Annotated in this window: 29 protein-coding genes; 12 read left to right on the top strand and 17 right to left on the bottom strand. The window is 65.0% G+C overall.

The genetic code is table 11. The features are described from left to right. The first annotated feature begins 38 nt into the window (after window positions 1–38). Entirely contained in the window at window positions 39–950 is a 912-nt protein-coding gene (locus E8E95_RS16135) for a response regulator (RefSeq protein WP_280351829.1), read from the top strand. Window positions 951–1,055: 105 nt separating this feature from the next. Then, window positions 1,056–1,952, top strand: a complete 897-nt coding sequence (locus tag E8E95_RS16130; protein ID WP_280351827.1) for a peptidoglycan DD-metalloendopeptidase family protein — start codon at window positions 1,056–1,058, stop codon at window positions 1,950–1,952. Window positions 1,953–2,282: 330 nt separating this feature from the next. Here E8E95_RS16130 and E8E95_RS16125 read toward each other — a convergent pair whose 3' ends face one another. The 3 genes from E8E95_RS16125 to phoB form a co-directional block, all read right to left on the bottom strand. Further along, window positions 2,283–3,623 (bottom strand): hemolysin family protein, encoded by a 1,341-nt coding sequence (locus tag E8E95_RS16125; protein ID WP_179061356.1) that lies wholly within the window; start codon window positions 3,621–3,623, stop codon window positions 2,283–2,285. A 77-nt stretch (window positions 3,624–3,700) separates the two neighbouring features. Further along, a complete protein-coding gene (gene phoR, locus E8E95_RS16120; RefSeq protein ID WP_280351824.1) occupies window positions 3,701–5,005 on the bottom strand; it encodes a phosphate regulon sensor histidine kinase PhoR in 1,305 nt (434 codons plus the stop codon). 27 nt (window positions 5,006–5,032) lie between these two features. Then, entirely contained in the window at window positions 5,033–5,722 is a 690-nt protein-coding gene (gene phoB / locus E8E95_RS16115) for a phosphate regulon transcriptional regulator PhoB (protein WP_077524848.1), read from the bottom strand. Window positions 5,723–6,040: 318 nt separating this feature from the next. Between phoB and E8E95_RS16110 the strand changes: the two genes are divergently transcribed. Next, entirely contained in the window at window positions 6,041–6,427 is a 387-nt protein-coding gene (locus E8E95_RS16110) for a hypothetical protein (RefSeq protein WP_077524849.1), read from the top strand. A gap of 63 nt (window positions 6,428–6,490) precedes the next feature. On the opposite strand, the gene ubiA is transcribed toward E8E95_RS16110, so the two are convergent. Both ubiA and E8E95_RS16100 read right to left on the bottom strand, forming a co-directional pair. Then, window positions 6,491–7,381 carry a 4-hydroxybenzoate octaprenyltransferase gene (gene ubiA / locus E8E95_RS16105; protein WP_280351821.1) on the bottom strand — a complete coding sequence of 297 codons (891 nt, stop codon included), beginning with the start codon at window positions 7,379–7,381 and terminating at the stop codon, window positions 6,491–6,493. Between the two features lie 35 nt (window positions 7,382–7,416). After that, window positions 7,417–7,971, bottom strand: coding sequence for a chorismate lyase (locus E8E95_RS16100; protein ID WP_280351819.1), 555 nt, complete (start codon window positions 7,969–7,971; stop codon window positions 7,417–7,419). A gap of 167 nt (window positions 7,972–8,138) precedes the next feature. Here E8E95_RS16100 and E8E95_RS16095 point away from each other — a divergent pair, with 167 nt between their 5' ends. From E8E95_RS16095 to E8E95_RS16075, 5 genes are all read left to right on the top strand, one after another. Next, window positions 8,139–8,306: a rubredoxin gene (locus E8E95_RS16095; protein ID WP_077524852.1), complete on the top strand. Its 168-nt coding sequence runs from the start codon at window positions 8,139–8,141 to the stop codon at window positions 8,304–8,306. Between the two features lie 149 nt (window positions 8,307–8,455). Continuing rightward, complete coding sequence (locus tag E8E95_RS16090; RefSeq protein ID WP_077524853.1) at window positions 8,456–8,623, top strand: rubredoxin; 168 nt, start codon at window positions 8,456–8,458, stop codon at window positions 8,621–8,623. A 71-nt stretch (window positions 8,624–8,694) separates the two neighbouring features. Then, window positions 8,695–9,843 (top strand): FAD-dependent oxidoreductase, encoded by a 1,149-nt coding sequence (locus E8E95_RS16085; RefSeq protein ID WP_280351816.1) that lies wholly within the window; start codon window positions 8,695–8,697, stop codon window positions 9,841–9,843. Window positions 9,844–9,935: 92 nt separating this feature from the next. Continuing rightward, entirely contained in the window at window positions 9,936–10,304 is a 369-nt protein-coding gene (locus tag E8E95_RS16080) for an HU family DNA-binding protein (RefSeq protein WP_280351814.1), read from the top strand. Between the two features lie 136 nt (window positions 10,305–10,440). Further along, complete coding sequence (locus tag E8E95_RS16075; protein ID WP_179061350.1) at window positions 10,441–10,833, top strand: helicase; 393 nt, start codon at window positions 10,441–10,443, stop codon at window positions 10,831–10,833. A gap of 112 nt (window positions 10,834–10,945) precedes the next feature. On the opposite strand, the gene E8E95_RS16070 is transcribed toward E8E95_RS16075, so the two are convergent. From E8E95_RS16070 to exbB, 6 genes are all read right to left on the bottom strand, one after another. Beyond that, window positions 10,946–12,352 carry an aminoacyl-tRNA deacylase and HDOD domain-containing protein gene (locus tag E8E95_RS16070; RefSeq protein ID WP_280351811.1) on the bottom strand — a complete coding sequence of 469 codons (1,407 nt, stop codon included), beginning with the start codon at window positions 12,350–12,352 and terminating at the stop codon, window positions 10,946–10,948. 90 nt (window positions 12,353–12,442) lie between these two features. Continuing rightward, window positions 12,443–14,518 (bottom strand): ATP-dependent DNA helicase RecG, encoded by a 2,076-nt coding sequence (gene recG, locus E8E95_RS16065; protein ID WP_280351809.1) that lies wholly within the window; start codon window positions 14,516–14,518, stop codon window positions 12,443–12,445. Continuing rightward, entirely contained in the window at window positions 14,515–15,453 is a 939-nt protein-coding gene (locus tag E8E95_RS16060; protein ID WP_280351807.1) for a hydrogen peroxide-inducible genes activator, read from the bottom strand. The genes recG and E8E95_RS16060 overlap by 4 nt, the downstream gene beginning before the upstream one ends. Before the next feature lie 86 nt (window positions 15,454–15,539). Further along, the gene (locus tag E8E95_RS16055) at window positions 15,540–16,274 is read right to left on the bottom strand and encodes a TonB family protein (protein WP_280351805.1); all 735 of its coding nucleotides are present in this window, start codon (window positions 16,272–16,274) and stop codon (window positions 15,540–15,542) included. Further along, window positions 16,271–16,696, bottom strand: a complete 426-nt coding sequence (gene exbD, locus E8E95_RS16050; RefSeq protein ID WP_280351803.1) for a TonB system transport protein ExbD — start codon at window positions 16,694–16,696, stop codon at window positions 16,271–16,273. The genes E8E95_RS16055 and exbD overlap by 4 nt, the downstream gene beginning before the upstream one ends. A 3-nt stretch (window positions 16,697–16,699) precedes the next feature. Beyond that, window positions 16,700–17,686, bottom strand: a complete 987-nt coding sequence (gene exbB, locus E8E95_RS16045; RefSeq protein WP_280351801.1) for a tonB-system energizer ExbB — start codon at window positions 17,684–17,686, stop codon at window positions 16,700–16,702. 213 nt (window positions 17,687–17,899) lie between these two features. On the opposite strand from exbB, the gene E8E95_RS16040 reads away from it, so the two are divergent. The 3 genes from E8E95_RS16040 (at window position 17,900) to E8E95_RS16030 (ending at window position 20,398) form a co-directional block, all read left to right on the top strand. Further along, window positions 17,900–18,751, top strand: a complete 852-nt coding sequence (locus E8E95_RS16040) for an SDR family oxidoreductase (RefSeq protein ID WP_280351799.1) — start codon at window positions 17,900–17,902, stop codon at window positions 18,749–18,751. A 2-nt stretch (window positions 18,752–18,753) separates the two neighbouring features. Next, complete coding sequence (locus E8E95_RS16035; RefSeq protein ID WP_280351797.1) at window positions 18,754–19,554, top strand: AraC family transcriptional regulator; 801 nt, start codon at window positions 18,754–18,756, stop codon at window positions 19,552–19,554. Between the two features lie 229 nt (window positions 19,555–19,783). Next, complete coding sequence (locus E8E95_RS16030) at window positions 19,784–20,398, top strand: LysE family translocator (RefSeq protein WP_280351795.1); 615 nt, start codon at window positions 19,784–19,786, stop codon at window positions 20,396–20,398. Window positions 20,399–20,476: 78 nt separating this feature from the next. Here the strand turns inward: E8E95_RS16030 and E8E95_RS16025 are convergent, their stop codons facing one another. The 6 genes from E8E95_RS16025 to E8E95_RS16000 form a co-directional block, all read right to left on the bottom strand. Further along, window positions 20,477–21,211: a hypothetical protein gene (locus tag E8E95_RS16025; RefSeq protein WP_280351793.1), complete on the bottom strand. Its 735-nt coding sequence runs from the start codon at window positions 21,209–21,211 to the stop codon at window positions 20,477–20,479. Between the two features lie 57 nt (window positions 21,212–21,268). Next, window positions 21,269–21,649 carry a RidA family protein gene (locus E8E95_RS16020; protein WP_077524919.1) on the bottom strand — a complete coding sequence of 127 codons (381 nt, stop codon included), beginning with the start codon at window positions 21,647–21,649 and terminating at the stop codon, window positions 21,269–21,271. A 28-nt stretch (window positions 21,650–21,677) separates the two neighbouring features. After that, complete coding sequence (spoT, locus tag E8E95_RS16015; RefSeq protein WP_179061340.1) at window positions 21,678–23,786, bottom strand: bifunctional GTP diphosphokinase/guanosine-3',5'-bis pyrophosphate 3'-pyrophosphohydrolase; 2,109 nt, start codon at window positions 23,784–23,786, stop codon at window positions 21,678–21,680. Window positions 23,787–23,846: 60 nt separating this feature from the next. After that, on the bottom strand, window positions 23,847–24,110 hold the full coding sequence (gene rpoZ, locus E8E95_RS16010) for a DNA-directed RNA polymerase subunit omega (RefSeq protein WP_120653931.1): 264 nt from the start codon (window positions 24,108–24,110) through the stop codon (window positions 23,847–23,849). Between the two features lie 177 nt (window positions 24,111–24,287). Next, a complete protein-coding gene (gmk, locus tag E8E95_RS16005) occupies window positions 24,288–24,908 on the bottom strand; it encodes a guanylate kinase (protein WP_077524921.1) in 621 nt (206 codons plus the stop codon). 12 nt (window positions 24,909–24,920) lie between these two features. After that, complete coding sequence (locus E8E95_RS16000) at window positions 24,921–25,784, bottom strand: YicC/YloC family endoribonuclease (RefSeq protein ID WP_280351788.1); 864 nt, start codon at window positions 25,782–25,784, stop codon at window positions 24,921–24,923. Between the two features lie 137 nt (window positions 25,785–25,921). Between E8E95_RS16000 and rph the strand changes: the two genes are divergently transcribed. Beyond that, window positions 25,922–26,641 (top strand): ribonuclease PH, encoded by a 720-nt coding sequence (gene rph, locus E8E95_RS15995; RefSeq protein ID WP_179061337.1) that lies wholly within the window; start codon window positions 25,922–25,924, stop codon window positions 26,639–26,641. The last annotated feature ends 6 nt before the right edge of the window (window positions 26,642–26,647 follow it).

The raw sequence follows: 26,647 nt of genomic DNA, 5'->3' as shown, positions 1-26,647 counted from the left end.
CCAAGGCTATTCTTAGCCCCGATTCCAAGGAGTAGTCGATGGGCAAGGTCAATGTGCTGGTGGTGGACGATGCGTCCTTTATTCGCGACCTGGTGAAAAAGGGACTGCGCGACAACTTTCCCGGCACCCAGATCGAAGAAGCGATCAATGGGCGCAAGGCCCAGCAGATGCTCGCCCGCACGACAATCGACCTGATCCTCTGCGACTGGGAAATGCCCGAGATGTCCGGCCTTGAGCTGCTCACCTGGTGCCGTGAGCAGGACCACCTGAAGGCCACGCCTTTCATCATGGTCACCAGCCGCGGCGACAAGGAAAACGTCATCCAGGCCATCCAGGCCGGCGTTACCGACTACATCGGCAAGCCCTTCTCCAACGATCAGCTGGTCACCAAGGTGAAGAGGGCCCTGAGCCGCAGCGGCAAGCTCGAGGCGCTGATGTCCAGCGCGCCGGTCAAGCTGCCCAACGCCGGCGGTTTCGCCAACGATTCCCTGGCCGCCCTCACCGGCGGCAAGGCCGAAGTGGTCCGCCCGGCTGCCGCGCCGGCAGCGGCTGCGCCCGTGGCCAAGCCCGCCGTGCCGGCACCGTCGGCCAAATCCGCTGCCCAGGCGCCTGGCGGGCGCGGACAGGCCCAGCTGCGCCTGCCGGCTGGTGTGCTGGCCTGCGTGATCAAGGCCTTGAGCCTGAAGGACGCGCAACTCGTCGTGCGCGCTGGCGATCCGCTGCCTCAGGTTCTCGAAAGCGCGGTGCTCGATCTGGAGCAGGGCGAGGGCGGCGAAGTGGCGCGACTCAATGGCTACCTGCACTCGGTCGCAGCGCTGGAGCCCAGGCCCGACAGCGAATGGCTGCTGCTGAGTTTCCGCTTCGTCGACCGCGATCCGCAAAAACTCGATTACCTGTCCCGCCTGATCGCCCGCGGCACCGCCCAAAAGCATTTCGTCCCCGGCGCCTGACTGTCCAGCCAACCCCGTCACAGCCCGACGGGCAACGTCTCGCCCGGCGAGATTCGCGCTGCTAGTCTTCGGCAACACGGAGCACAGAAGAACAAACGGGCCGACATGCTGGGGCGATTCCTTTCTCTAGTGCTGCTGCTGGGCGCAAGCCTGCCTGCGGCGGCATTGACCATCTACAAGTACACCGACGCCAACGGTGTGGTGACCTACACCGACAAGGCCGTGTCCGGTGCCCAGGTGTTCGTCTTCCGCGACCGCATGGTGGAGCGCCTGGACCTGTCGGTGAAGCTGGAAACCAAAAAGCACGCAGCAGGCGAAACCCTGCTGCTGCGCAATGAGCTGTTCGCGCCGGTGGAAGTGGAGTTGCGCATCGACCAGGCCGACAACGTCTCCGGTGCCCCGGACCAGCCGATACGCTGGGTGCTGGCGCCGCGCAGCAGCATGCGGATGGCCACCCTGGCTCCGGCTGACCCGAGCCGACCCATGCGCTACAAGCCCAAATTGCGCTACGCCATGGGCGATCCGCGCGTGCAGCCGGTGGTGTATCGCTACCCGCTGCCCTGGCAGGGCGGCCCCTTCCGTTTGACCCAAGGCGCCAATGGCCGCTACAGCCATTTCACCCCCAAGGGGCGCTATGCCCTGGACATCGCCATGCCCGAAGGCACGCCGATCGTCGCGGCGCGGCCGGGCATGGTGGTGAAGATCGAGAACGACCAGAGCGGCCGGGGCAACAACCCGTCCGGCAACTTCGTGCGCATCCTGCATGACGACGGCACCATGGGCGTCTACCTGCACTTGATGCGGGGCTCGGTGCAGGTACGCGAAGGTCAGGCGGTGTCCATTGGCGAGCGCATCGCCCGCTCCGGCAACACCGGCAACAGCACCGGCCCGCACCTCCACTTCGTCATCCAGCGCAATTTGGGTCTGGCGCTGGAGTCCATCCCATTCGATTTCGCTCAGCCGGTGGATACGCTGCCGAACTTCGCGGTGGGCGGGGAGTAGCGAAGCCCAACATCGGACTCCGCCGGATACACCATCGTTGGGCTTCGCTGCGCTCTGCCCAACCTACAAGTACCTAGTCGGTTTCGCGCAGCCAGTGGTCACCGTAGGTTGTGGCTGAGCTACGCGAAGCCCAACATCGGCCTCCGCCGAATACACCGTCGTTGGGCTTCGCTGCGCTCTGCCCAACCTACGAGTACCTAGTCGGTTTCGCGCAGCCAGTGGTCACCGTAGGTTGTGGCTGAGCTATGCGAAGCCCAACATCGCAGTCCACCGGACACACCGTTGTTGTACGAGTGTTTCGATGATTTCGCAAGGTCGGGAGCAAGGTGATCAGTCGAGCTTGAGCACCTTGGCGAGGACGATCTTCGGGCCTTTCATCTTCTTCACGATGATGCGCAGGCCGTCGGTCTCCAGCACTTCTTCCTCTTCCGGCACGCGGTTCAGGCTCTCGTAGATCAGGCCGGCGAGGGTATCGGCTTCCACGTGATCGAGATCGATGCCGAGCAAACGTTCCACCTTGAACAGCGGGGTGTCGCCGCGCACCAGCAGCTTGCCCGGCTGGTAGGCCAGCACGCCGCGTTCGGTCTTGCGGTGTTCGTCCTGGATATCGCCCACCAGCACTTCCAGCACGTCTTCCATGGTCAGGAAGCCCACCACCTTGCCATCGGCTTCCTCGACCACGGCGAAGTGAGCGCCGCCCTGGCGGAATTGCTCCAGCAGGCGCGACAGCGGCATGTGCTTGGTGACGCGCTCCAGCGGATGGGTGAGTTCGGCGAGGTCGAAACTCTCCGGCAGGCTGTCCAGCGCTGACAGCGCCAGCAGCAGGTCCTTGATGTGCAGGACGCCGATGAACTCGCCTTTCTGATCGTCATGCACCGGATAGCGGCTGTACTTGTGGCGGCGGATCACGCTGAGGATGTCCGCCAGCGGTGCGTCGTGCTCGAGGAAGATCAGGTCTTCGCGCGAGTTGGCCCAGTCCACCACTTCCAGTTCACCCAGCTCCACGGCCGAGGCCAGTACGCGCATGTCCTGGTCGCTGGGGTCGCGGGCGCGGCTGGAGTGCAGGATCAGTTTCAGCTCGTCGCGGCTGTAGTGATGTTCGTGGTGCGGGCCGGGCTCGCCTTGCCCTGCAATGCGCAGGATGGTGTTGGCGCTGGCGTTGAGCAGCCAGATGGCCGGGTACATCAGCCAGTAGAAGAGGTAGAGCGGTACGGCAGTCCACAGCGACAGCAGCTCCGGCTTGCGGATGGCCCAGGATTTGGGTGCGAGCTCGCCGACCACGATGTGCAGGTACGAAATGATGAAGAAGGCGGTGAAGAAGGCGATGCCGTGGAGCAGCTTCGGCGAATCGATGCCGGCGTACTCCAGCACCGGACCGAGCAGGTGGGCGAAGGCCGGTTCGCCGACCCAGCCGAGGCCCAGCGAGGCCAGGGTGATGCCCAGCTGGCAGGCCGACAGGTAGGCGTCCAGCTGGTTGTGTACGGTGCGCAGGATGCGACCCCGCCAGCCGTGCTTGTCGGCGATGGATTCGACGCGGGTGGAGCGCAGCTTGACCATGGCGAATTCGGCGGCAACGAAGAAGCCGTTGAGCACCACGAGGAAAAGCGCAAAGAGAATCAGGCCGAAATCGGCAAAGTAACTGAGGAAGTTACTACTAGGGGAAGGGTCCATGGAGGGCTTTTGCTGACGAAGGAACGGCTAAGGTTGAATGCTGCACCCCGAGTTTGCAAGTCGGGGCACAGGGGCATTCAGCTGCGCCGGACCACCTGGCTGCTGGGGAAATGGCAGGTGAAGGTACTGCCGTGGTTGAGCACCGAGCTGATGTCGAGGCGGCCGCGATGGCGGATCAGCACATGCTTGACGATAGCCAGGCCCAGACCGGTGCCCCCGGTGCTGCTGTTGCGGCTGGAGTCGACGCGGTAGAAGCGTTCGGTCAGGCGCGGCAGGTGCTTGGTCTCGATGCCGATGCCACTGTCCTGCACGGACAGGTGCGCGCCGGCTTCGTCGCCCCACCAGCGGATACGGATCTCACCTTCGTCGGGCGTGTACTTCACCGCGTTGAACACCAGGTTGGAGAAGGCGCTGCGCAGTTCCGCCTCGCTGCCGCGGAGCTTGTAGTTGTGGTCGGCTTCCAGGTTGACGCGGTGGTGGCGGTTGCCGGACAGGGCGACGGCGTCGGCCTTGATCTGCAGCAGCATCAGGTCCACCGCCACGGGCTGGTTGTCCGAGGGGTAGTCCGTGGCTTCCAGCTTGGCCAGCAGCAGCAGGTCGTTGAGCAGGTTCTGCATGCGCTTGCCCTGTTGGCTCATCTGCTGCAGCGCGCGGGTCCAGCGCGGGTTCACGTCCTCGACGTTGTCCAGCAGGGTTTCCAGGTAGCCGGCGATCACCGTCAGCGGTGTGCGCAGCTCGTGGGAGACGTTGGCAACGAAGTCCTTGCGCATCTGCTCGAGCTGGTGGAGGCGGGTGACGTCGCGCACCAGCATCAGGTGCTCGCTGTTGCCGTACTTGGTGATGTGGAACTGCAGGCGCAGGCGGTCATTGACGGGCGAGGGCAGGTCCAGGGGTTCGTTGTACTTGCCCTGCTCGAAATATTCCTTGAAGCGCGGATGGCGAATCAGGTTGGTCGCCGGCTGGCCGCTGTCCTGGGGCGTCTTCAGGCCCAGCAGGGTTTCTGCAGCGCGGTTCCACCAGTCGAGGTTGCCGTCGCTGTCGAGCATCACCACGGCGTCCTTCAGCGCGGCGGTGGACTCCTGCACGCGGTCGATCACCGCCTGCAGGCGGCCACGCACGCGCTGGTCGCGGCGCTGGAGGTGGTAGATGCTGTCGAACACCTCGCCCCACAAGCCGTAGCCGTCCGGCGGGGGTTCATCGGGCTTGTGTTCCTTGAGCCATTTGTACAGGCGCAGCAGTTGCGCCAGGGTCCAGCCGAGGTAGGCGCCAAGGCCGACTACCAGGGCCCAGGCATAGTGGCCGGTGACCAGCCCCACCAGCAGGCAGGCACCGATCAGCAGAAGCAGGCGGCGGATAACGACGCCGCGCCAGTCTTGATTCACCTATCGCGTCCTTGTGGGAGGGCGGGGTCAGCTTTTCGTGGAGAAACGATAGCCGGTGCCGCGAACGGTCTGAACCAGATTTTCGTATACCTCGCCGAGGGCCTTGCGCAGGCGCCGGATGTGCACGTCGACGGTGCGCTCCTCGACGTAGACGTTGCCGCCCCATACCTGGTCCAGCAGCTGGCCGCGGGTGTAGGCGCGCTCCTGGTGGGTCATGAAGAACTGCAGCAGACGGTATTCGGTGGGACCCATCTCGGCAGGCTTGCCGTCGATGGTCACGCGGTGGCTGATCGGGTCCAGCAGGAGGCCGCCGATGGCGATCGGCGCTTCGCTGTCGCTGGGGCCGGCACGGCGCAGTACGGCCTTCAGGCGGGCCACCAGCTCACGCGGGGAGAAGGGCTTGGTGATGTAGTCGTCAGCGCCGACTTCCAGGCCCTGGATCTTGTTGTCCTCTTCGCCCTTGGCCGTGAGCATGATGATCGGGATGTCGCTGGTCAGGTCGTCGCGCTTGAGGCGGCGAGCCAGCTCGATGCCGGACGTGCCGGGCAGCATCCAGTCGAGGAGGATCAGATCGGGTTTGCGATCGACGATGACGGCGTGCGCCTGCTGGGTGTTTTCGGCTTCCAGGCAGTCGTAGCCGGCCATCTCCAGGGCGACGGCGATCATCTCGCGGATCGGCGCTTCGTCGTCGACTATCAGGATGTTCTTGCCAACCATGTTCAAGCCTCAAGAAAGGTCGCGTGTTTGACTGATTGCGCCGCATTAGATAACGGAATTATTGCAGGGATGTGACACGTGAGTGTTAGGACCTTGGAGAGCCCTTGCCGATCCACCATTTGCAGGGAACTCGGTGGAATGGGCCTCGTCTATTCTGATTGAGGCCGCCACTAACCTGGGGCGGCCTGGAGCCTGGCACAGGACCCCATCGCCCTGATGGGTGTTCGTGGCTCCATCTGTCCTGTGCTGCTGTGACCTCAAGCCGTGATCCAGCTGCCGCCAGGCTTTCGCTGTTCATTCCGAGGAGAGGCTAGAAAAATGAGAAGAATGTTCCCCCGAGTCGTTCCGCTGCTTGCCGGCGCGCTGCTGAGCTGGCCCCTGTTGGGCCTGGCGGCCGAGCCGGCGATGGAGAAGGACGGCATGCTGGTGGATGCCAAGGGCATGACGCTTTACACCTACGACAAGGACTCAGACGGCAAGTCCGCCTGCAACGGCCAGTGCGCAGAAAACTGGCCGCCGCTGATGGCCGATGCCAGCGCCAAGGCCGATGGCGAGTGGAGCGTGGTCAAGCGCGACGACGGCTCCATGCAGTGGGCGTACGACGGCAAGCCGCTATACACCTTCGTCATGGACAAGAAAGCCGGAGAGGTCACCGGCGACGGCAAGATGGGGGTGTGGCACGTCGCCAAGCCTGAAGCTTACTAGTCGCCGGCAATCGATCCGGGGTTCTCAACCGGTTGGTTGAGCAGGTGACCTGCGCGCTGCGCCTCAGCGCAGCGCGTAGTCGGCGACGATGCCGGCGAAGATGGCCAGGCCGGCCCAGTGGTTGTGCAGGAAGGCCTTGAAGCAGGCCTGTGGATCACGCGTGCGGGTGCTGTAGAGCTCCCAGGCGAAGCACGCGGCTGCCACCATCAGGCCGACGTAGAAACTCGCCCCCAGCTCGAAGCGGTTCCCCGCCAGTACCAGGCAGAACAGCGCCAGGCCCTGCAGTGTGGCGATGATCAGGCGATCGGCGTCGCCGAAGAGGATCGCGGTGGATTTGACCCCGATCTTCAGGTCGTCCTCGCGATCCGTCATGGCGTAGTAGGTGTCGTAGGCCACGGTCCACAGCAGGTTGGCGATATACAGCAGCCAGGCTGCGGCCGGCAGCTCACCGGTTTCCGCGGTGAAGGCCATTGGCATGCCCCAGGAGAAAGCCGCGCCCAGGACTACCTGCGGGTAGTAGGTGTAGCGCTTCATGAAGGGGTAGCAGGCGGCGAGTGCCAGGCCGCCGAAAGACAGCCAGATGGTGGTGGTGTTGGTGAACAGCACCAGAACGAAGCTGATGGCCACCAGGATGAAGAAGAACACCAGCGCCTCGCGCGGGCTCACCCGGCCGCTGGCCATGGGGCGCGCCCGGGTGCGGGTGACGTGGCCGTCGAAGTTGCGGTCCGCGTAGTCGTTGATCACGCAGCCGGCGGCGCGCATCAGGTTCACGCCGAGGACGAAAATCAGCAGATTGGCCACACTGGGGCTGCCCTCACCGGCAATCCACAGGGCCCAGAGCGTGGGCCAGAGTAGCAGGTAGATACCAATGGGCTTGTCCAGCCGGGTCAGCTGGATGAAATCCATCGCGCGGGGATGCAGGCGGTTCAGCGATTGCAGCAGGGTCAGGTACACAGGTGGCTCTCCGGCTCTCCCGTCGAAGCGCCGGATTATAAGGCCTCGATGCCCGCCTGGCGCCACAGTGCAGGGAGGAAGATCTCCGCCACCAGCACCCCCAGTGCACCCCGCGAAAAACAGGATCGGCGGCCCCACAGGCGTTCGGCGCGCACGGCCACCGGCAGCAGGGCGGCCGGATACCGGGTGACTTCGATGGCGCCGCGGTCGAAGGCGCGGTCGCTGAACAACAACTCGCCGAGGGAGCGGCTGCCGAGCTGATGCAGGTCCAGTCCGGAGCCTTCCAGGGCGGCGCGGGCCGCCACGCTGCGGGCGAACACCCAGATCTCGCCGTGGCCGCGCAGGTACACCTCGCGCACCCAGCCCTGGCTGCCGGCGGGAATGCCAAGGGCAGCGCATTCGTCGGTGCGCAGGGTCTGCCAGCCTTCTTCCAGCGGCGTGACGCTGAAGGCGTTATCGGAAAGTGCGGTCAGACGGCGGGTCAGCGAACCCTGGTCGAACAGCCAGTCGCGGACGCTGGCGGCCGGAGCGGGATGGAGCTGGGTGGCGGTGAGCCAGCGGGGCGGATGGACGAGGGCTGCGTGGGGCACGGACGGGGCTTGGGCGATGGAAGACGGCGCAGATTAGCACGGTCGGTGCCTGTCGGCTGCCTCTTGCCCGGGAGTGGGATAAACCAGTAAAAAGCGCCCCTGAAGTGACCGAAATGCCCGCCAGAGGCTGCGGTTCGAGAACACCTGATTGTGCGGAGAGCTGAGTGATGAAGAAGTGGCAATGCGTGGTATGTGGCCTGGTCTACGACGAATCCCAGGGCTGGCCGGATGACGGCATCGCCGCCGGCACCCGCTGGGAGGACGTTCCGCAGGACTGGATCTGCCCCGACTGCGGCGTGGGCAAGCTGGATTTCGAGATGATCGAAATCAACTGATCTCCGCACCGAATAAGCCGGCCATGAGCCGGCTTATTTGTGTCCGAAATAAGAGCCTATCCTCTGTCTGGACTGGTCCGGTGGCGCTTGGCGGTCGCCGGTCGATTGGAGTAGGTTCAGTACGGCTTTCCGCGCCGGCGGAGGTGGTCATGCGCAAGTGGCAATGCGTTGTCTGCGGTTTCATCTACGACGAAGCCGAGGGGCTGCCCGAAGAGGGCATCGCACCGGGCACGCGCTGGGAAGACATTCCGCCGGACTGGGTCTGCCCCGATTGCGGCGTCGGCAAGATCGATTTCGAGATGATCGAGATCGCCTGATCCCGCCATTCAACCCCCATTCAAGCGACGGCCTCGGGGCCGTCGCGTCGTTTCGCGAGCAGGAGTGAGCAATGAGTGCACCCGTGGTGATAGTCGGCACCGGCCTGGCCGGTTACAACCTGGCCAAGGAGTTTCGCAAGCTGGACAGCGAAACCCCTCTGCTCCTGATCAGTGCCGACGATGGCCGCTCCTACTCCAAGCCGATGCTGTCCACGGGCTTCGGCAAGAACAAGGACGCCGATGGCCTGGCCATGGCCGAGGCCGGCGCCATGGCCGAGCAGCTCAAGGCGGAAATCCGCACCCACACGCGCATCACCGGCATCGACCCGGGTCACCAGCGCCTGTGGATAGGCGAGGAAGCCGTGCCCTATCGCGACCTCGTGCTCGCCTGGGGAGCGGACACCATCCGCGTGCCGGTCGAGGGCGATGCCCAGGACGCGATCTTCCCAATCAACGACCTGGAAGACTATGCGCGCTTCCGCACCGCTGCGGCCGGCAAGCGCCGGGTATTGATCCTCGGCGCTGGCCTGATCGGTTGCGAGTTCGCCAACGACCTCAGCCTGGGTGGCCTGGAAGTGGAGCTGGTCGCGCCCTGCGAGCAGGTGATGCCGGGTCTGCTGCATTCGGCTGCCGCGTCTGCGGTGCAAGCCGGGCTGGAAAGCCTCGGCGCGCGCTTCCACCTCGGGCCGGTGCTGGCCCGTCTGGATCGCGGCGAGAACGGCCTGGAGGCGCTGCTCTCCGATGGCACCCAGATCGCCTGCGACCTGGTGGTGTCCGCCGTTGGCTTGCGCCCGCGCACCGAGCTGGCCGCCGCCGCCGGGCTCGCGGTAAACCGGGGCGTGGCGGTGGACCGCCAGCTGCGCACGTCCCACGCGAACATCTACGCCCTGGGCGACTGCGCCGAGGTGGATGGCCTCAACCTGCTTTACGTGATGCCCTTGATGGCCTGCGCCCGCGCGCTGGCACAGACCCTGGCGGGCACGCCTACTGCGGTGGCATACGGCGCGATGCCGGTCACGGTGAAGACCCCGGTCTGCCCGCTGGTGGTGTCGCCGCCGCCTCGTGGCACGGATGGCAGCTGGACGGTTGAAGGCTCCGGGGCGGACATCAAGGCGCTTTACCGCGATGCGGCTGGAAGCCTGCTCGGCTATGCCCTCACCGGGGCCGCGGTGCAGGAGAAACTGGCCCTGAACCGGGAGCTGCCGCCGCTTCTGGCATAAATGGCAGCCCTTCTGTCGGATTAATCCTTCTGTTCTTTCGGAATTCCCGCTGACGACACTGGCGGAGTGCCAATCGGCGTGCCATCCTCCCCGTGGTCTGCCGCAGCGCAGAGCCGTTGCGGCGCCTTGGGCGCTGTTCTGGACGAACAGCACGGACACAAAAACAACAAACCGTCAATGAGGCATCTATGCGTAAACCGGAACTCGCCGCCGCCATCGCCGAAAAGGCCGATCTCACCAAGGATCAGGCCAATCGCGTACTCAATGCGGTGCTGGAAGAAATCACCAACGCGCTGAACCGCAAGGACAGCGTAACGCTGGTGGGCTTCGGCACCTTCCTGCAACGTCATCGTGGTGCCCGCACTGGCAAGAACCCGCAGACGGGTCAGCCGGTCAAGATCAAGGCCAGCAATACTGTCGCCTTCAAACCGGGCAAATCGCTGAAAGAAGCCGTGAACTAAGCTTCTTCTGCCCGGAACCGGGGAGGTTCCGGGCAGTTCACCCGCACCCTCGCAATACCCTCCTTTAGCTGGCTGTAGTCCTGCCGGCAAACCGCTACAATGCGCCGCTTTCTCCATCCTTCGAGGCCGTGCGCGCATGAAATTCCGCTTTCTTCTCTGGATGCTGGGCCGCCTGATGGCCAAGGCCAGCCGTGATAATGCCGAGTTCCAGCAGCAGCTGGCGGGCAAGGACCTGGTGTTCCAGCTGCATACCCTGGACGGCAAGATCGCCCGTCATTTCATCGTTCGCGAACAGCGCGTCATCAGCAAGCGCGGCCCCGCCAACTCGCCGGCCTTCGCCATCGGCTTCAAGGACGGTGCCTACGGCTTCGCCACCATGAGTGCGAAGAACAAGCAGCTGGCCTTCATGCAGGGCATCCAGAACAAGGACATCCAGATCCAGGGCAACCCGGCGCTGGTGATCTGGTTCCAGGGGCTGACCAAGCACCTGGTGCCAAAGAAGAAGGCCGTCGAGAAGAAAGCCGCCTGACCTCGTTTCCCCTGTAGGAGCGAATTCATCGCGATTGAAATCGCTCCCACAGCGTGCGGAAAGAGAATGAAAAAAGGGGCGCCACTGGCGCCCCTTTTTCATGCCCGCAGGATCAGTGCGGACCGTTGAACTGGGAAGCCAGTTCGCGCAGCGCGGCTTCCGCCTGGAGCACCTTGTTCACCGCGTCATCCGCCTTCTCGCGGCTAATCCCCAGGGCGTCGAACAGGTCGTCCGGAATCTCGACTTCCGGGCCGGAGCCGATTCCGCGGTTACGCAGCAGGCTGACCGCCAGGCATACCAGGTTGGGGTACGCGGCATTGTCGTGCTGGTAGTCGGGGTCGTGCTGGAAACGCAGGGCGGTGTAGAGCTCTTCCGGCATGTCCCAGAAGCGCATCAGCCAGCTGCCGATCTGCTCGCGGGTAATGCCAAGCAGGTGCTGCTCGATGTAGCTGTGGGAGAGGTGCGGGTTGACCTCCAGGTGCCGGCAGATCAGCGAGAAATGCGGCGGGAAGACATGTGCCAGGACCAGGTAGCCGAAGTTGTGCAGCAGGCCGGCGAGGTAGGTCAGGCCGGTTTCGGGGCGCTGGGCACGTGGCATGGCACGGGTCAGGCCCTCGATGACCGCGGCGGTATAGATCGCTTGCTGCCAGTACGGTGTGGCTTGCTGCGGCTGGTCCTTGGGCAGGCTCAGGGACTTGCCCAGGGCGAGGCCGAGGGCAAGGTTGATCACCAGGTCGAAGCCCAGCACGCGCACGATGGCGTCTTCCACCGAGCGAATCTTGCCGGGGGCGGCGTAATAGGGCGAGGCCGCCCAGCTCACCACTTGCGCGGCCAGGGCCGGGTCGGTTTCCACGACGCCGGTGATGTCTTCCACGGTGGCATTGGGATCGACCCGCAGCTTGATGATCTTCTGCGCGGACTCCGCCAGCGGCGGGATCTCGATGGTTTCTTCCAGGCGCTGCTGGATGCGGCGCGCGGTGAAGGCCTGCACGGCTTGGGTGATCTCGGCGCGGTCGTCGGCCGGGCGGTCGAGGTTTGGGCGGATGCTCGCCAGGGGCTCGCCGAAGCGCGCGGCGCTGGCCTTGCTCAGCAGACCTCGGTAGTCCTCGCTGGCCAGTTCCAGCAGCACGCCGGGTTGTCCGGATTCCACCAGCACGCGTGGCTCCTGCAGCAGGCGCTCGTCATACAGGCAAGGCGAGCTGGTCAGCGGCGGCAGGCCGGGCAGGGCGCCCAGCTGGTGTTTGCCGAGCATGCGATCGAGGCGCTCGGGCTTGACCGCCACCAGCTTGCGGCCAGTGAGTTCGGCGAGACGATTGAGGTCGAGCAACTGGCTGCGCGGGAAAAGCACCAGCAGGGCGCCGACGGCGTCTTCCAGCAACACCGACTGGACCCGCTGCGCAGCGGACAGCCCCGGATGCTCCAGGCGAACCTGGAACGCCAGCCCGAGTTTCTCGAGCAGCTGCACTATCACTTCGGGCGGTTGTGGCGAGGAATCCGGGACGAGGGCGACTTCAGTCATGGCAGCATCCAGCTTTGATTTTTCTGCCCGGAGTATAACGAGCAGGTCGGAAGAGGTCGGGGCGAGGCGACGATTGAGCTGTGAACTGCATCACACTTGGCCGTACTGTTGACCGTGACGCAGCCAGCGCTCCAATAGTGGACTGACGTGCTGAGGCCAATGGGCCAGCAGGGCTTGTGCCGCGTCACGTACGGCGGGTAGGAGGTCGGCATCGCGCATGAGGTCGGCTACCTTGAACTGCAACAGGCCGGTCTGGCGGGTGCCGAGCATTTCGCCGGGACCACGCAGTTCCAGGTCCTTCTCGGCGATGACGAAGCCGTCGCAGGTTTCGCGCATGATCGCCAGGCGTTCGCGGCCGAGCTGTGACAGTGGCGCGTGGTAGAGCAGCACGCAATGGCTGGCGGCACTGCCCCGGCCAACGCGGCCGCGCAGCTGGTGCAACTGGGCAAGGCCGAGCCGCTCGGGGTTCTCGATGATCATCAGGCTGGCGTTGGGCACGTCCACGCCGACCTCGATCACCGTGGTGGCCACCAGCAGTTGCAAGGCGCCGGCCTTGAACTCGGCCATCACCGCAGCCTTTTCGGCGGGTTTCATGCGTCCATGGATCAGGCCAACACGAAGTTCGCCGAGGGCCGAAGAAAGCTCTTCGAACGTCGTCTCCGCCGCCTGGCAGGTCAGCTCCTCGGATTCCTCGATCAGGGTGCAGACCCAATAGGCCTGGCGCCCTTCGTGGCACGCTGCACGGACGCGCTCGATCACTTCGATGCGGCGGCTGTCGGCCACCAGCACGGTGTTCACCGGAGTCCGGCCGGGCGGTAGCTCGTCGAGGATGGAGGTGTCCAGGTCGGCGTAGGCACTCATCGCCAGCGTTCGCGGGATCGGCGTGGCGGTCATGATCAGCTGGTGCGGGCAGAGGCGTCCGTCCACGCCTTTCTGGCGCAGCGCCAGGCGTTGCTGGACGCCGAAGCGGTGCTGCTCGTCGATGATCACCAGGGCCAGGCGCTTGAATTTCACCTCATCCTGGAACAGCGCGTGGGTGCCGACGATCATCGGCGTGCCACCGGCGATCTGCTCCAAAGCGGCGGCGCGGGCCTTGCCCTTGAGCTTGCCGGCAAGCCAGGCGACTTCGAGGCCGAGCGGTTGCAGCCACTTGGTGAAATTGACGTAGTGCTGTTCGGCGAGGATTTCCGTGGGGGCCATCAGTGCCACCTGGTATCCGGCCTCCAGGGCCTGCAACGCGGCCAGCGCGGCGACCACCGTCTTGCCGGCGCCGACATCCCCCTGCACCAGGCGCAGCATGGGTTCCTGCTGGGCCAGGTCGTAGGCGATTTCGGCGCCGACGCGCTGTTGGGCGCCGGTGGGCTGGAAGCCGAGGTTGCGCAGGTATTGTCCGGGCAATTTGCGCGCCGGCGGCAATTGCGGTGCGTGCTGGGCGCGCAGGCTTTCACGCAGGCGCTGCAGGGACAGCTGATGGGTCAGCAGCTCTTCGAAGGCCAGGCGCTGCTGCGCCCAGTGCTGGCCCTCGGCGAGTTCTTCGAGGTCGGCATCCGGCGGCGGGCGGTGGAGGTAGCGAATCGCTTCATCCAGCGAACCCAGGTGGTAATCACGCGCCAATTCCTTCGGCAACCAGTCCGGCAGGCTATGTGGGCCGAGGCGGGCCAGGGCGAGCTGGCTGAGGCTGCGCAGGCGCTGTTGGGTCAGGCCCTCGGTGGTGGGGTAGATCGGGGTCAGGGTCTGCTCCACCGGCGGTGCTTCATCGCCGCTGAGGGAGCGGTACTCCGGGTGGTAGATCTCCAGTCCCGTGGAGCCTGGGCGGACTTCGCCGTAGCAGCGCAACTGGGTGCCGCGCTTGAGGCCTTCCTTCTGCGCCTGGCTGAAGTGGAAGAAGCGCAAGGAGAGGGTGCCGGTGCCGTCCTGCAGGCGTACCAGCAGGCTGCGGCGGCGGCCCATGACGACGTCGGCGCCACCAACGATGCCTTCCACGACCGCATCCTGGCCCGGGCGCAGTTCGCCAATCGGGGTGATGCGGGTACGGTCCTGGTAGCGCGTGGGCAGGTGGAAAAGGATGTCCTGCAGGTTTTCCAGGCCGACCTTGGCGAGCTTTTCCGCCAGGGCGGCACCTACGCCCTTGAGCGCGGTGACCGGGACTTGCGCCAGCTCGGTCATGCCGGCTGCGGTTCGCCCTGGGTTTTCGGGTGGGCCACGGAGCAGAGGCGGATCGAGTCCGCCAGGACTTCGATGGCGCGCGGGCGCGGGAAACTGGCGCGCCAGGCGATGGCCACGGTGCGGAAGGGCACGGGCGGCGTCAGCGGACGGATCTCGATGACGCCGGGGGCGTAGTGGTGGCTGTCGACAGCCGAGAACGGCAGGATCGACACGCCGAGGCCGGAGGCGACCATGTGGCGGATGGTTTCCAGGGAACTGGATTCCACCGTGGTGTGCTTGGCGCTGTCCTCACCGCCCTTGCGCAGGCTCGGGCAGGCTTCCAGCACCTGGTCGCGGAAGCAGTGGCCCTCGCCCAGTAGCAGCAGGCTCTTGTCGTTGAGCATCTCGCTGTCGATGGATTCGCGCTCGCTCCACGGATGCCCGAACGGCAGCAACACGTAGAAGGGTTCGTCGTAGAGCGGCTTGGTCAGCACATCGGCTTCGGCGAACGGCAGGGCGATGATGATCGCGTCGAGTTCGCCGGTGCGCAGCTTGTCACGCAGGATGTGGGTGAAGTTCTCTTCGATGTACAGCGGCATCTGCGGCGCGACCCGGTGCAGCTGCGGAATCAGGTGCGGGAAGAGGTAGGGACCAACGGTATAGATGGCGCCCACCTTGAGCGGTGCGGCGAGCTGGTTCTTGCCGGCCTGGGCCATCTCGCGGATGCCTTGGGCCTGCTCCAGCACTTTCTGCGCCTGGGTAACGATGCCCTCGCCGACCGGGGTCAGGCGCACCGCGCTCTTGCTGCGCTCGAAGATGAGCACACCGAGCTCGTCTTCCAGTTTCTTCACCCCCACCGACAGGGTCGGCTGGCTCACGTGGCAGCGCTCGGCGGCACGGCCGAAATGCTGTTCCTGGGCGAGGGTGACGATGTAGCGCAGTTCGGTGAGGGTCATAGCATTTATCCATTGAGGTCCGGCAAGCATAGCGGCTGGAGTCAATGGAACCAAGCGCCTGCGCGAGGTGCGCAGGCGCTCGGAAGTCAGCGGCGGTCCAGCGAGTAGACGAAGGGTGCGACCACTTCGAGGGAGCCGTTGTTGAGCAGCTCCGGCGGGGGCGGCGGTAGCGGCTGGGCGCGCCGGATCATCTCCAAAGTGGCGCGGTCCAGCGAGGCGCTGCCGGACTTGCCGACCAGGGTGTAGGAGATCACCTTGCCTTCACCATCGACCACGAAGCGCAGGCGGTTGACCCCTTCGAAGCCGCGGCGGCGGGCGTCGTCCGGGTAACGCTTGTAGCGCGCCAGGTGCGCGAGCAGCTTGCTCTGCCAGGTCGGCTTGGCGTCCGACGGTGCGCTGGAAGCGGCCTGCTGCTGGGCAGCGGGCTTGGTGTCGCTCGGAGCTGTGGTCGGCGCGGCGACGGCTTCCTTCACGCTCTCGGTTTCCTGCGGCTTCTCAGGCTTGGGTTCCGGCGGTTTCGGCTTCGGCGGCTTGGGCTTGGGTTTCGGCTTGGGCGCGATGGCGATCTTCGGCTTCGGCACTTCCACCAGCTTGGGCAGCGGTTCGGGTTCTGGCTCGACCTGGGGCGGCGGCGGTGGTGCCGGCAAGGGCGCGGGGGCCGGTAATGGCTCCAGCTCCACCATCATGGCGGCGGGCGGCAGCTCGATCGGCTCGGCGTGGGGGCGCCAGTAGAGCGCCCAGAGGCCGAGGCCGATGTGCAGGCCGAGCACGACCACCAGGCTGACGCCCCATTGCGACAGCTTGCGTTTGCCTTGGCTCATTTAGTCCCGACCGTCTCGAGTCCAACCAGGCCGATCTTCAGATAGCCGGCGTTGCGCAGGGCATCCATGACTTCCATCAGGCGACCGTATTCGACGATCTTGTCGCCGCGCACGAAGATGGTCTTTTCCTTGTCGGCCTTGGTCAGCTTGTCCAGTACGCCAGCCAGTTGCTCCTCGGAGACCTGCTCGTTGTCCAGGTACAGGCTCTTGTCTTCCTTGATGCTCAGGTAGATCGGCTTGTCCGGCCTGGGCGCGGGCTTGGCGGTGGAGGCGGGCAGGTCGACCTTGATGTCGACCGTCGCCAGGGGGGCCGCCACCATGAAGATGATGAGCAGCACCAGCATTACGTCGATGAAGGGGGTGACGTTGATCTCGTGGGTTTCCTGGAGATCATCGCCACCATCGTTCAGATGGATTCCCATGACTCAGCCTACTTTCGCCATTTGAGGAGACTGGCCACGGTCGGCCGGCTGGTGGTCGAGGTCGCGGCTGACCAGCAGCAGGACCTGGGCCGAAGCATCGGACACCTGCGCCTTGTAGCCGGCGATGGAGCGGGCGAAGACGTTGTAGATGACCACGGCCGGGATCGCGGCGACCAGGCCCAGGGCGGTGGCCAGCAGGGCTTCGGCGATGCCGGGGGCGACCACCGCGAGGTTGGTGGTCTGGGATTTGGCGATGCCGATGAAGCTGTTCATGATGCCCCAGACGGTGCCGAACAGGCCGACGAAGGGCGCGGTGGAACCGATGGTGGCGAGCACGCCGGTGCCCTGGCTCATCTGGCGACCGCTGGCGGCGACCAGGCGCTCGAGGCGGAAGCTGACGCGTTCCTTGATGCCTTCTTTCTCACGGGTGTTGGCGGAGAGCTTCACCTCTTCCTGGGCGTCCTGCACCAGTTGGTGGGAGACGCAGCTGCCGTTGCTGACCTTCTCGCCAGCCTCGATCAGGGTGCGAGCGGATTTCAGGGTGCCCAGTTCGCGGCGCAGGCGGCGCTTGGCGGCGACCAGCTCGAAGCCCTTGGCGATCCATACGGTCCAGGTCAGGACAGAGGCCAGGGCCAGGCCGATCATCACGGCCTTCACCACGATATCGGCGTTCTGGTACATGCCCCAGGGAGACAGGTCGTGGGCCAGCATCAGCTCGCCTTCAGCCTCGGCGGCCAGCGGGTCGGTCGGAATGGCATTCGGGTCCAGTGCGGCAGCATCGGCCGGTACTGCGCTGCCGTTCGCAGCCGGGGTGGCGGCATTAGCCGGAGCAGTGGCGGGCTGGCTGGCGGTGGCCGGAGCGCTCTGGGCGGTCGGCTCCTCGGCGAAGGAGGCGCCGGGCACCAGCATCATGCTGATCAGCAGGGCCGCCAGCAGGCGTGGCGGGCGAGAGGCAATGTTGGGCTGTACGTTGCGAGCGTTGGGTTTCATGCTGGCCGGACCTGAAGGAATGAAAGCGGTTTCGTCCATCGGCATTGGGGTATCAGCCTGGACCGAAGGGCTTGCATTATTGCAAGTAATTCTTGTTTGTAAAAGTGACTATGTATCGATACCACTGCCGTTTGGCGATTCAATGGCTCGGCGCGAGCGATTGGCGATTGTCTGCCGTGGCCCTATCCTGATGACTTTTTCGGAGTTCTCTCGATGTCCGCTTCCCTCCTGATTGCCGGCTGCGGCGATGTTGGCAGCCGCCTGGCCACCGAAATGGTGCAGGCCGGCTGGACGGTCCATGGGCTTCGGCGCCAGGTGTCGGCCTTGCCAACGGGCGTTCTGCCGGTAGCCGGCGACCTGGAGCGTGCCGAGTGCCCGCCAGACTGGCCCCAGGGGTCGCTGGACTACCTGGTCTACAGCGCGGCGGCCAATCAGCACGATGAGGCGGGCTACCGCTCGGCCTACGTCGAAGGCCTGCGCCACGTGCTTGCCTGGCTGGCCCAGCATGGACAGGTACCACGGCGCGTCCTGTTCGTCTCCAGCAGTGGGGTCTATGGCCAGCGAGACGGCGAGTGGATCGACGAGACATCCCCTGCCGAGGCCGAAGGTTTCTCCGGCCAGGTGATGCTGGAAGCCGAGCGCCTGGTCCTGCAAAGCAGTCTTCCCGCTACCTGCGTGCGCCTGACCGGCATCTACGGGCCTGGCCGCGAATGGCTGCTCAAGCAGGTGCGCATGGGCTATCGCGTGGTCAGCGAGCCGCCCCTCTATGCCAATCGTATCCATGTCGACGACTGCGCTGGCTTGCTGGCACACCTGCTCAAGGCTGATGCCGACGGCGTGGCGCTGGACGATTGCTACATCGGTGTCGACGATGCGCCGGCGCCGCTGCACGAGGTGGTCGGCTGGTTGCGCCAGCAGATGGGCGTCACCGAGTGGGCCGACGAATCGACTGTGCGCCGCTCCGGAAGCAAGCGCTGCAGCAACGCCCGTGCCCGAGCCCTGGGCTGGGCTCCGCGTTACCCGAGCTACCGCGAAGGCTACGCGGCGATCCTCGGCGACGCCTGAACGTGGACGCCAACCGCATGCTGGCGCGCCCCTGGCTACCGGGGGTGGAACTGTTTCATGCGGATTTTTCCGGACAGCCCTTTGGTCGCCACAGCCACGACGCCTTCGCCATCGGCGCCATCCTGCAGGGCGTAGGCGGTTATCAGTGTCGGGGCGAACGCCATGCGCTGCCGGCGGGCACGCTGTCGCTGATGAACCCCGAGGAGCCCCATACCGGACATGCCGAGTCCGAGCGGCTGATCTATCGCATGCTCTATGTCGAAGAGTCGCGCCTGCCCGCTCTGCTAGGGCGCAAGCGCTTGCCTGATGGGTTCCGCGAGCTGAATCCGGTCGATGACGGGCAGGTAGCGGCCGGTCTGGCTCGCCTGGCGGCGGAGTTCGAACGCGGCGATGCGCTGGCGCTGGAGAGCGAATTGCTGGACGTGCTGGAACGGGCGTTCGTCCGTCACGGCGGCCTGCGTGCAGCGGCACCCGCATCCCGGGATGGTGGCGTGACGCGTTTCCTGCGCGACTATCTGGAGGCTCACTACGCCGATGCTGTAAGCCTCGAACACTTGGCCGGGCTGGTGCAGCGGCATCCGCGTCACCTGATCGACGCCTTCCGCCGCGCCTACGGCGTGCCGCCGCACACCTACCTGCTGCAGCGGCGGGTACGCGAGGCCAAGCGCCTGTTGCTGGTTGGGCAGCCACCGCTGGACGTGGCGCTAAGCCTCGGCTTCTACGATCAGGCGCATTTCTCCGGCACCTTCAAGCGCTTCACCGGCGTGACGCCGGGGCACTTCCGCCGCGCTGCACGCACCTGAGAGCCCGCTCACGATTTGCTGCGCGTCGGCCCTGCCGCGTTAAAAGCAGGCTGGAGCGCCAGCCCGGTCGGAATGCTCATTTACAACTCGTAAACTCCGCTTCCTCGCCTCCTTTTGCCTTGCATGGCTCTAGCTCGCGAAACCGTGATCAGACTCTGAGTTTTCTCCAAGACCACCTGACCAAAGCGCCTCGACACTGACCGCCGTATTTCACGGAGGTCCGAAAGCCATGCTCGCGTTGTTCCTGTTGGTCGCCAGTACTCATTTCGCCGCGCTGCTGTCGCCAGGTCCGGATTTCTTCCTGCTGCTCCGCGCCGGGCTGGTCAAGGGATTGCGCCATGCCGACGGCGTAGCGGCCGGGATCGCCCTGGCCAACCTCTTGTCGATGCTGGTGGTGTTGCTGGCGCTGAGCCTGTTGCCCGAATCAGGTGGGCCGGTCTGGCAGTTGCTGCAATTGGCAGGGGGAGGCTATTTCGTCTGGATCGGTAGCAGGGCGCTGCTAGCGCAGCGGGACCTGGCGCTGCCGGAAGGTGATGCCCGGGAGCAAGGGCGTTGGCGGAGCGGATTCGTCGAAGGCCTGCTGGCCAGCAGCCTGAACCCCAAGCTGCCGATCTTTTATGCCGGACTGTTCGGAGTGCTGCGCGCGGCGTCCATGCCTGCCTGGGGCCTGGCCTTCAGCATGGGCTGGATGACCCTGGTGGTGCTGGTCTGGGACATGGCCCTTGTGCGGTTGCTGGGCCATCCGCGCTGGCGCGACTGGCTGCAATTGCGGGTCAGGGTGCTGGATAGGCTTTGCGGTGCGTTGCTGCTGGCGCTGGGGGTATGGCTGGTGGCAGGGGTGTAGGAGCGAGCTCTGCTCGCGATTGGCTCGGTAGGGAGCTTCGCGAGCAGAGCTCGCTCCTACGTTATCTGCGGGAGAGGCTCAGTCACGCTCCAGCAGCCAGGCGCGCTTGCCGGGGGAGTATTCGGGCATCTCGTCGATATGCGCGCCGTTACGCGCTTCGAGGATTTCCAGCTCATCACCGTCGTGGACGAAGATCCATGCCGCGCCCTGGTTGCCGTTCTGCAGCCAGATGCTGTCGTTCTCGCCACTCATGGCTGCGCAATCACCAGCGAGGCAGAGTGCATAGCGATCAGCGCCCGGGAAGCCTTCGAGGCTGCCATCGGGGTTGAACTTGACCACACCGCCCTGGCCCTGGCCGTCGACGATTGTCCAGGTGCCACCGAGGTAGGCGGTGTAGAGCGCGTGCTCGAATGCACTGCCGGGCGGTGCGCCGTCTACGGGAGACTTGTCCGGGTGGACGAAGCGTTGCTCGGGGAGGTTTTCGCTGGCTTTCTGCACCAGTTCCGGGCCGTCCACTTCGAGCTCTTCGTGGTAGTCGCCGTAGAAATCCACTCGCCAGGCGCCATCTTCCTGGGCTGCGAGGCGTCCTTCGCCCAGCTCGAAACCATTGCTGTAGTGGGCTTCGCCTGTCTTCTGGTCGATCTGCCACTCCAGGTTCGGGCCGTAGGCGAGCAGAGACTCGCGCAGCTTGCCTTCTTTGGCTGCGGCATTGATGGCTGCCTGGTTGATCCAGATGCCGCTGGGGTCAGACGGGGCGCTGGAGCAGCCGCCAAGAATGGCCGCGCAGAGCAGCAGGGGGAGGGTGTGACGCATGACGGATTCCTTCCGGAACGATAGCCACGGGCCGGACGGCCCGTGGCAGGGAGGCACTTATTCGAGGACCAGGATGGCGTCCATTTCCACCTGGGAACCACGCGGCAGGGCGGCAACGCCGATGGCTGCGCGAGCCGGGTAGGGCTGTTCGAAGTAGCGGCCCATGACTTCGTTGACCTTGGCGAAGTGGGACAGGTCGGTCAGGAAGATGTTCAGTTTGACGATGTCCTTGAAGGAGCCGCCAGCGGCTTCGGCCACGGCCTTCAGGTTTTCGAACACCTGAACGGTCTGGGCTTCGAAGCCTTCGACCAGTTCCATGGTTTTCGGGTCCAGCGGGATCTGGCCGGACATGTAGACGGTGTTGCCGGCCTTGATGGCCTGAGAGTAAGTGCCGATGGCGGCAGGTGCCTTGTCGCTGCTGATGACGGTCTTGCTCATGAGAACTCCTTGGGGCTCTTGGGATCAGCTACGCCCGCACGCGGGTGATACGGATCACCCCTTTGAGCGCGCGCAGCTTCTTGATCACTCGCGCCAGGTGCACACGGTCGTGCACGCTGACCACCAGCTGGACCACGCTGATGCGACCATCGCGCTCGTCCATGCTGATCTTCTCGATATTGCCGTCGGCGGCATTGACGCTGCTGGCCAGCAGGGCGATCAGGCCGCGCTGGTGCTCCAGCTCGACGCGCAGCTCGACGTTGAACTCGCCGGCAACGTCCTTGGCCCACGACAGCTGGATGCATTTCTCCGGGTTGTGCCGGATTTCGCTGATGTTCTTGCAGTTTTCCAGGTGCACCACCATGCCCTTGCCAGCGGAAAGGTGGCCGACGATGGGGTCGCCCGGAATCGGCGTGCAGCACTTGGCATAGCTCAGCACCAGGCCCTCGGTGCCGCGGATGGCCAGCGGACCTTCGGGGTTCGGCAACTGCTCACCGTCGCTGGCCAGCAGGCGACGGGCGACTACATAGGCCATGCGGTTGCCGAGGCCGACGTCTTCCAGCAGGTCTTCGATCACGTCCAGGCGGTACTCGCCGAGGACGGCCTGGATGCGCTCGGGGCTGATCTTGTCCAGATGGCTTTCGAAGCCGGCCAGGGCCTTGTTCAGCAGGCGCTCGCCGAGGCTGATGGATTCGGAGCGGCGCTGCTGCTTGAGGGCGTGGCGAATATGGGTGCGCGCCTTGCCGGTCACGACGAAGTTGAGCCAGGCGGGGTTCGGCCGCGCGCCGGGTGCCGTGACGATTTCCACGGTTTCACCGCTCTGCAGCGGCTCCGAGAGGGGCGCCAGGCGGCGGTTGATACGGCAGGCGATGCAGGTGTTGCCGACGTCGGTGTGCACCGCGTAGGCGAAGTCGACTGCTGTGGAGCCTTTTGGCAGCTCCATGATGCGACCCTTGGGCGTGAACACGTAGACCTCGTCGGGGAAGAGGTCGATCTTCACGCTCTCGATGAACTCCAGCGAGTTACCGGCGCGTTGCTGCAGTTCCAGGATGCCCTTGACCCACTGGCGAGCCCGGGCATGGGTGCCCTTGGGCTGGTCGTCCTCGGTGGACTTGTACAGCCAGTGCGCGGCGATGCCGTTGTTGGCCATCTCTTCCATTTCGCGGGTGCGGATCTGGATTTCGATGGGCACGCCATGCATGCCGAACAGGGTGGTATGCAACGACTGGTAGCCGTTGGCCTTGGGAATCGCGATGTAGTCCTTGAAGCGGCCCGGCAGCGGCTTGTACAGGTTGTGCACGGCGCCGAGCACGCGGTAGCAGGTGTCGACCTTGTCGACGATGATCCGGAAGGCGTAGACGTCCATGATTTCATTGAACGCCCGGCGCTTGCCGCGCATCTTCTTGTAGATGCTGTAGAGGTGCTTCTCGCGACCGATGACTTCGCCTTCCATGCCTTCGCGGCGCAGGCAGTTGGTCACCGATTCCTCGATCTTGTTGACGATTTCCTTGCGGTTGCCGCGGGCGCGGCGCACAGCGGCGCGAATACGCTCCGAGCGCATCGGGTGCATGGCCTTGAAGCCGAGGTCCTCGAATTCCACGCGCATGCTGTGCATGCCCAGCCGGTTGGCGATGGGGGCGTAGATTTCCAGGGTTTCCTTGGCGATGCGCCGGCGCTTCTCACCGGATAGCACTTCCAGCGTGCGCATGTTGTGCAGGCGGTCGGCCAGCTTGACCAGGATCACGCGGATGTCGCGCGCCATGGCCATGGCCATCTTCTGGAAGTTCTCGGCCTGGGCTTCGGCCTTGGACTCGAAATTCATCTGGGTCAGCTTGCTGACCCCATCCACCAGCTCGGCGACGGTCTCGCCGAATTGCGCGCAAAGGGCTTCCTTGGCGATGCCGGTGTCCTCGATCACGTCATGCAGCATCGCGGCCATCAGGCTCTGATGGTCCATGTGCATGTCGGCGAGGATACTGGCTACGGCGAGCGGGTGGGTGACGTAGGCTTCACCGCTGCGACGGCGCTGGCCGTCGTGGGCCTGCTCGGCATAGAAGTAGGCTCGGCGCACCAGGTTGACCTGGTCGGCGCCGAGGTAGGTCGAAAGTCGTTCGGCAAGGGCGTCTATGCTCGGCAAGATATTTCTCCTTGCCGGCCTTGGTTACCCTGCGCCGTGCGACGTCGACCAGGCATGGAATCAGAGGGCCTCGTTGGCCTCGTCCTCGAATGCGGCAAACAGCGGCTCTTCTTCAACGATGTCTTCCTGGGCGACGACTTCATAGTCGACCAGGCCGGCAGCGATTTCGCGCAGGGCGACTACGGTCGGCTTGTCGTTTTCCCAGGCTACCTTCGGCTCTTTGCCGCCGGTGGCCAGCTGACGGGAACGCTTGGTGGCGAGCATGACCAGCTCGAAGCGGTTATCGACGTTGTCCAGGCAATCTTCAACGGTAACGCGGGCCATGGTGTTCCTCGTAGCACGAAATGAATGGCTGATGCTTTGCCCAATTGGGCGAGCGGACTGGATAGTCTAAAAAATCGCCAGCAATTAGGGAAGCGCCGATTTTCGGCGCTTTGCGGGTGGAGTGTGGCTCAAGGCAGGTGCGGGAGCCAGCTATGGCGGCGATAGAGACGCGTGCGGCTAGTCGAGCAGGCGGGCCAGCAGGGCGCCGTGGCGGACCTGTTGCGAGTCGTGGCGCAGCTGGTTCGCGCGGAAGATGGCCTTGAGGTCTTCCAGGGCAGTGGCGAAGTCGTCGTTGATCACCAGGTAGTCGTACTCGACGTAATGGCTCATCTCGCTGACCGCCTCGCGCATGCGGCGCTCGATGATCTCTTCGCTGTCCTGGCCGCGGTTGTCGAGGCGCTGGCGCAGGGCTTCCTGGCTCGGCGGCAGGATGAATATGGACTTGGCCTGGGGCATCAGGCGACGGACCTGCTGGGCGCCTTGCCAGTCGATCTCGAGGATCAGGTCATGGCCTTCGGCCAGCGTCTGCTGAACCCAGCGCTGGGACGTGCCGTAGAGGTTGCCGAAGACTTCAGCGTGCTCCAGGAAGTCGCCGTGCTCGAGCATCTGCACGAACTCTTCGCGGCTCACGAAGTTGTAGTTGACGCTGTCTACCTCGCCCGGACGCATGCCGCGGGTGGTGTGGGAAACCGAAACGCGGATGTTGGGCTCGGCGTCGATCAGCGCCTTGACCAGGCTGGTCTTGCCGGCGCCGGAGGGGGCGGAAACGATGTATAGGGTGCCGGGAGTGGCGGTCATGGGGGCAGTCTCTTACTCGATATTCTGGACTTGTTCGCGCATCTGCTCGATCAACACCTTGAGGTTGACCGCAGCCTGGGTGCTGCGCGGGTCGAAGGCCTTGGAGCCCAGGGTGTTGGCTTCGCGGTTGAGTTCCTGCATCAGGAAATCCAGACGGCGGCCTGCCGCACCGCCAGCCTTGAGCACGCGGCGGACTTCGCTGATGTGGGTGCCGAGGCGGTCCAGCTCTTCGGCGACGTCGCTCTTCTGTGCCAGTAGGACCAGCTCCTGCTCCAATCGTTGCGGATCGAGCTCGGCTTTCATCTCGGCGAAACGGTCGAGGATCTTCTGCCGTTGGGCGGCGAGCATCTGCGGGACCAGGGCGCGCAGCGCAGTGACGTCTTCCTGCATGGCGTCCAAGCGGTCATTGAGCAAGCGAGCCAGCTCGGCCCCTTCGCGGGCACGGCCTTTCTTCAGCTCATCGAGCGCGTTGGCGAACGCTTCCATGGCGGCAGTGTTGAGCGCCTGCGGGTCCGCGGCATCGGCGACCAGAACGCCCGGCCAGGCGAGGACTTCCAGAGGGTTGAGCGGAGCGGGTTGCTGGATCAGCGCGGCGACGCTTTCGGCAGCCTTGATCAGCTGGCCGGCACGTTCGCGGTCGACCTGCAGCGGCTTGCCGGCGCTCTCTTCGGCCAGGCGCAGGGTGCATTCCACCTTGCCGCGCGACAAGCCCTGGCGCAGGGCATCGCGAACCGGCCCTTCGAGGTCTCGGAAGGCTTCCGGCAGGCGCAGATGGGGTTCGAGGTAACGGTGATTGACCGAGCGCAGTTCCCAGCTCAGGGTGCCGTGGGAGCCGGCCCGTTCAACGCGGGCGAAGGCGGTCATGCTGTGCACCATGGGGTTTCCTCTCGGTTTCGACGATCAAAGGAGGGGATTGTAGCCCAGGCGGCCTGTGCCTCCCAACGCGGCGATGTCGCCCATGCCCGAGGGCCTCTATAATGGCGGGCAGATTTCTCCCGAACAGGTAAGCCCGAATGAAACGTCCCAGTGGCCGCGCGGCCGAACAGCTGCGTCCGATCCGCATCACCCGCAACTACACCAAGCACGCCGAAGGCTCGGTGCTGGTGGAGTTCGGGGATACCAAGGTGATCTGCACGGCCAGCGTCGAGTCCGGCGTGCCGCGCTTCCTCAAGGGCCAGGGCCAGGGTTGGCTGACCGCCGAGTACGGCATGCTGCCGCGCGCTACCGGCGAGCGTAACCAGCGCGAGGCCAGCCGTGGCAAGCAGGGTGGCCGCACCCTGGAGATCCAGCGTCTGATCGGCCGCTCGCTGCGCGCCGCGCTGGACATGACCAAGCTGGGCGAGAACACCATCTATCTGGATTGCGATGTGATCCAGGCCGACGGTGGCACCCGCACCGCCTCCATCACCGGTGCCATGGTGGCCCTGGTCGATGCGCTGAAGGTGCTGAAGAAGCGCGGCGCACTGAAAGGCGACCCGCTGAAGCAGATGGTCGCCGCCGTATCCGTGGGCATCTACCAGGGCGAGCCGGTGCTGGACCTGGATTACCTGGAAGACGCTGCCGCCGAGACCGACCTCAACGTGGTCATGACCGATGCCGGCGGCTTCATCGAAGTCCAGGGCACCGCCGAAGGTGCTCCGTTCCAGCCGGAAGAGCTGACCGCCATGCTCGACCTGGCGCGCAAGGGCCTGAACGAGCTGTTCGAGCTGCAGCGCGCCGCGCTGGCCGACTGACAGCAA

It is taken from the genome of Pseudomonas sp. BN414 (assembly GCF_029871275.1).
Lineage (GTDB): Bacteria > Pseudomonadota > Gammaproteobacteria > Pseudomonadales > Pseudomonadaceae > Metapseudomonas > Metapseudomonas resinovorans_C.
Note: the sequence above shows the minus strand (reverse complement) of the source record. Positions and strands in the feature narration are given on the sequence as shown.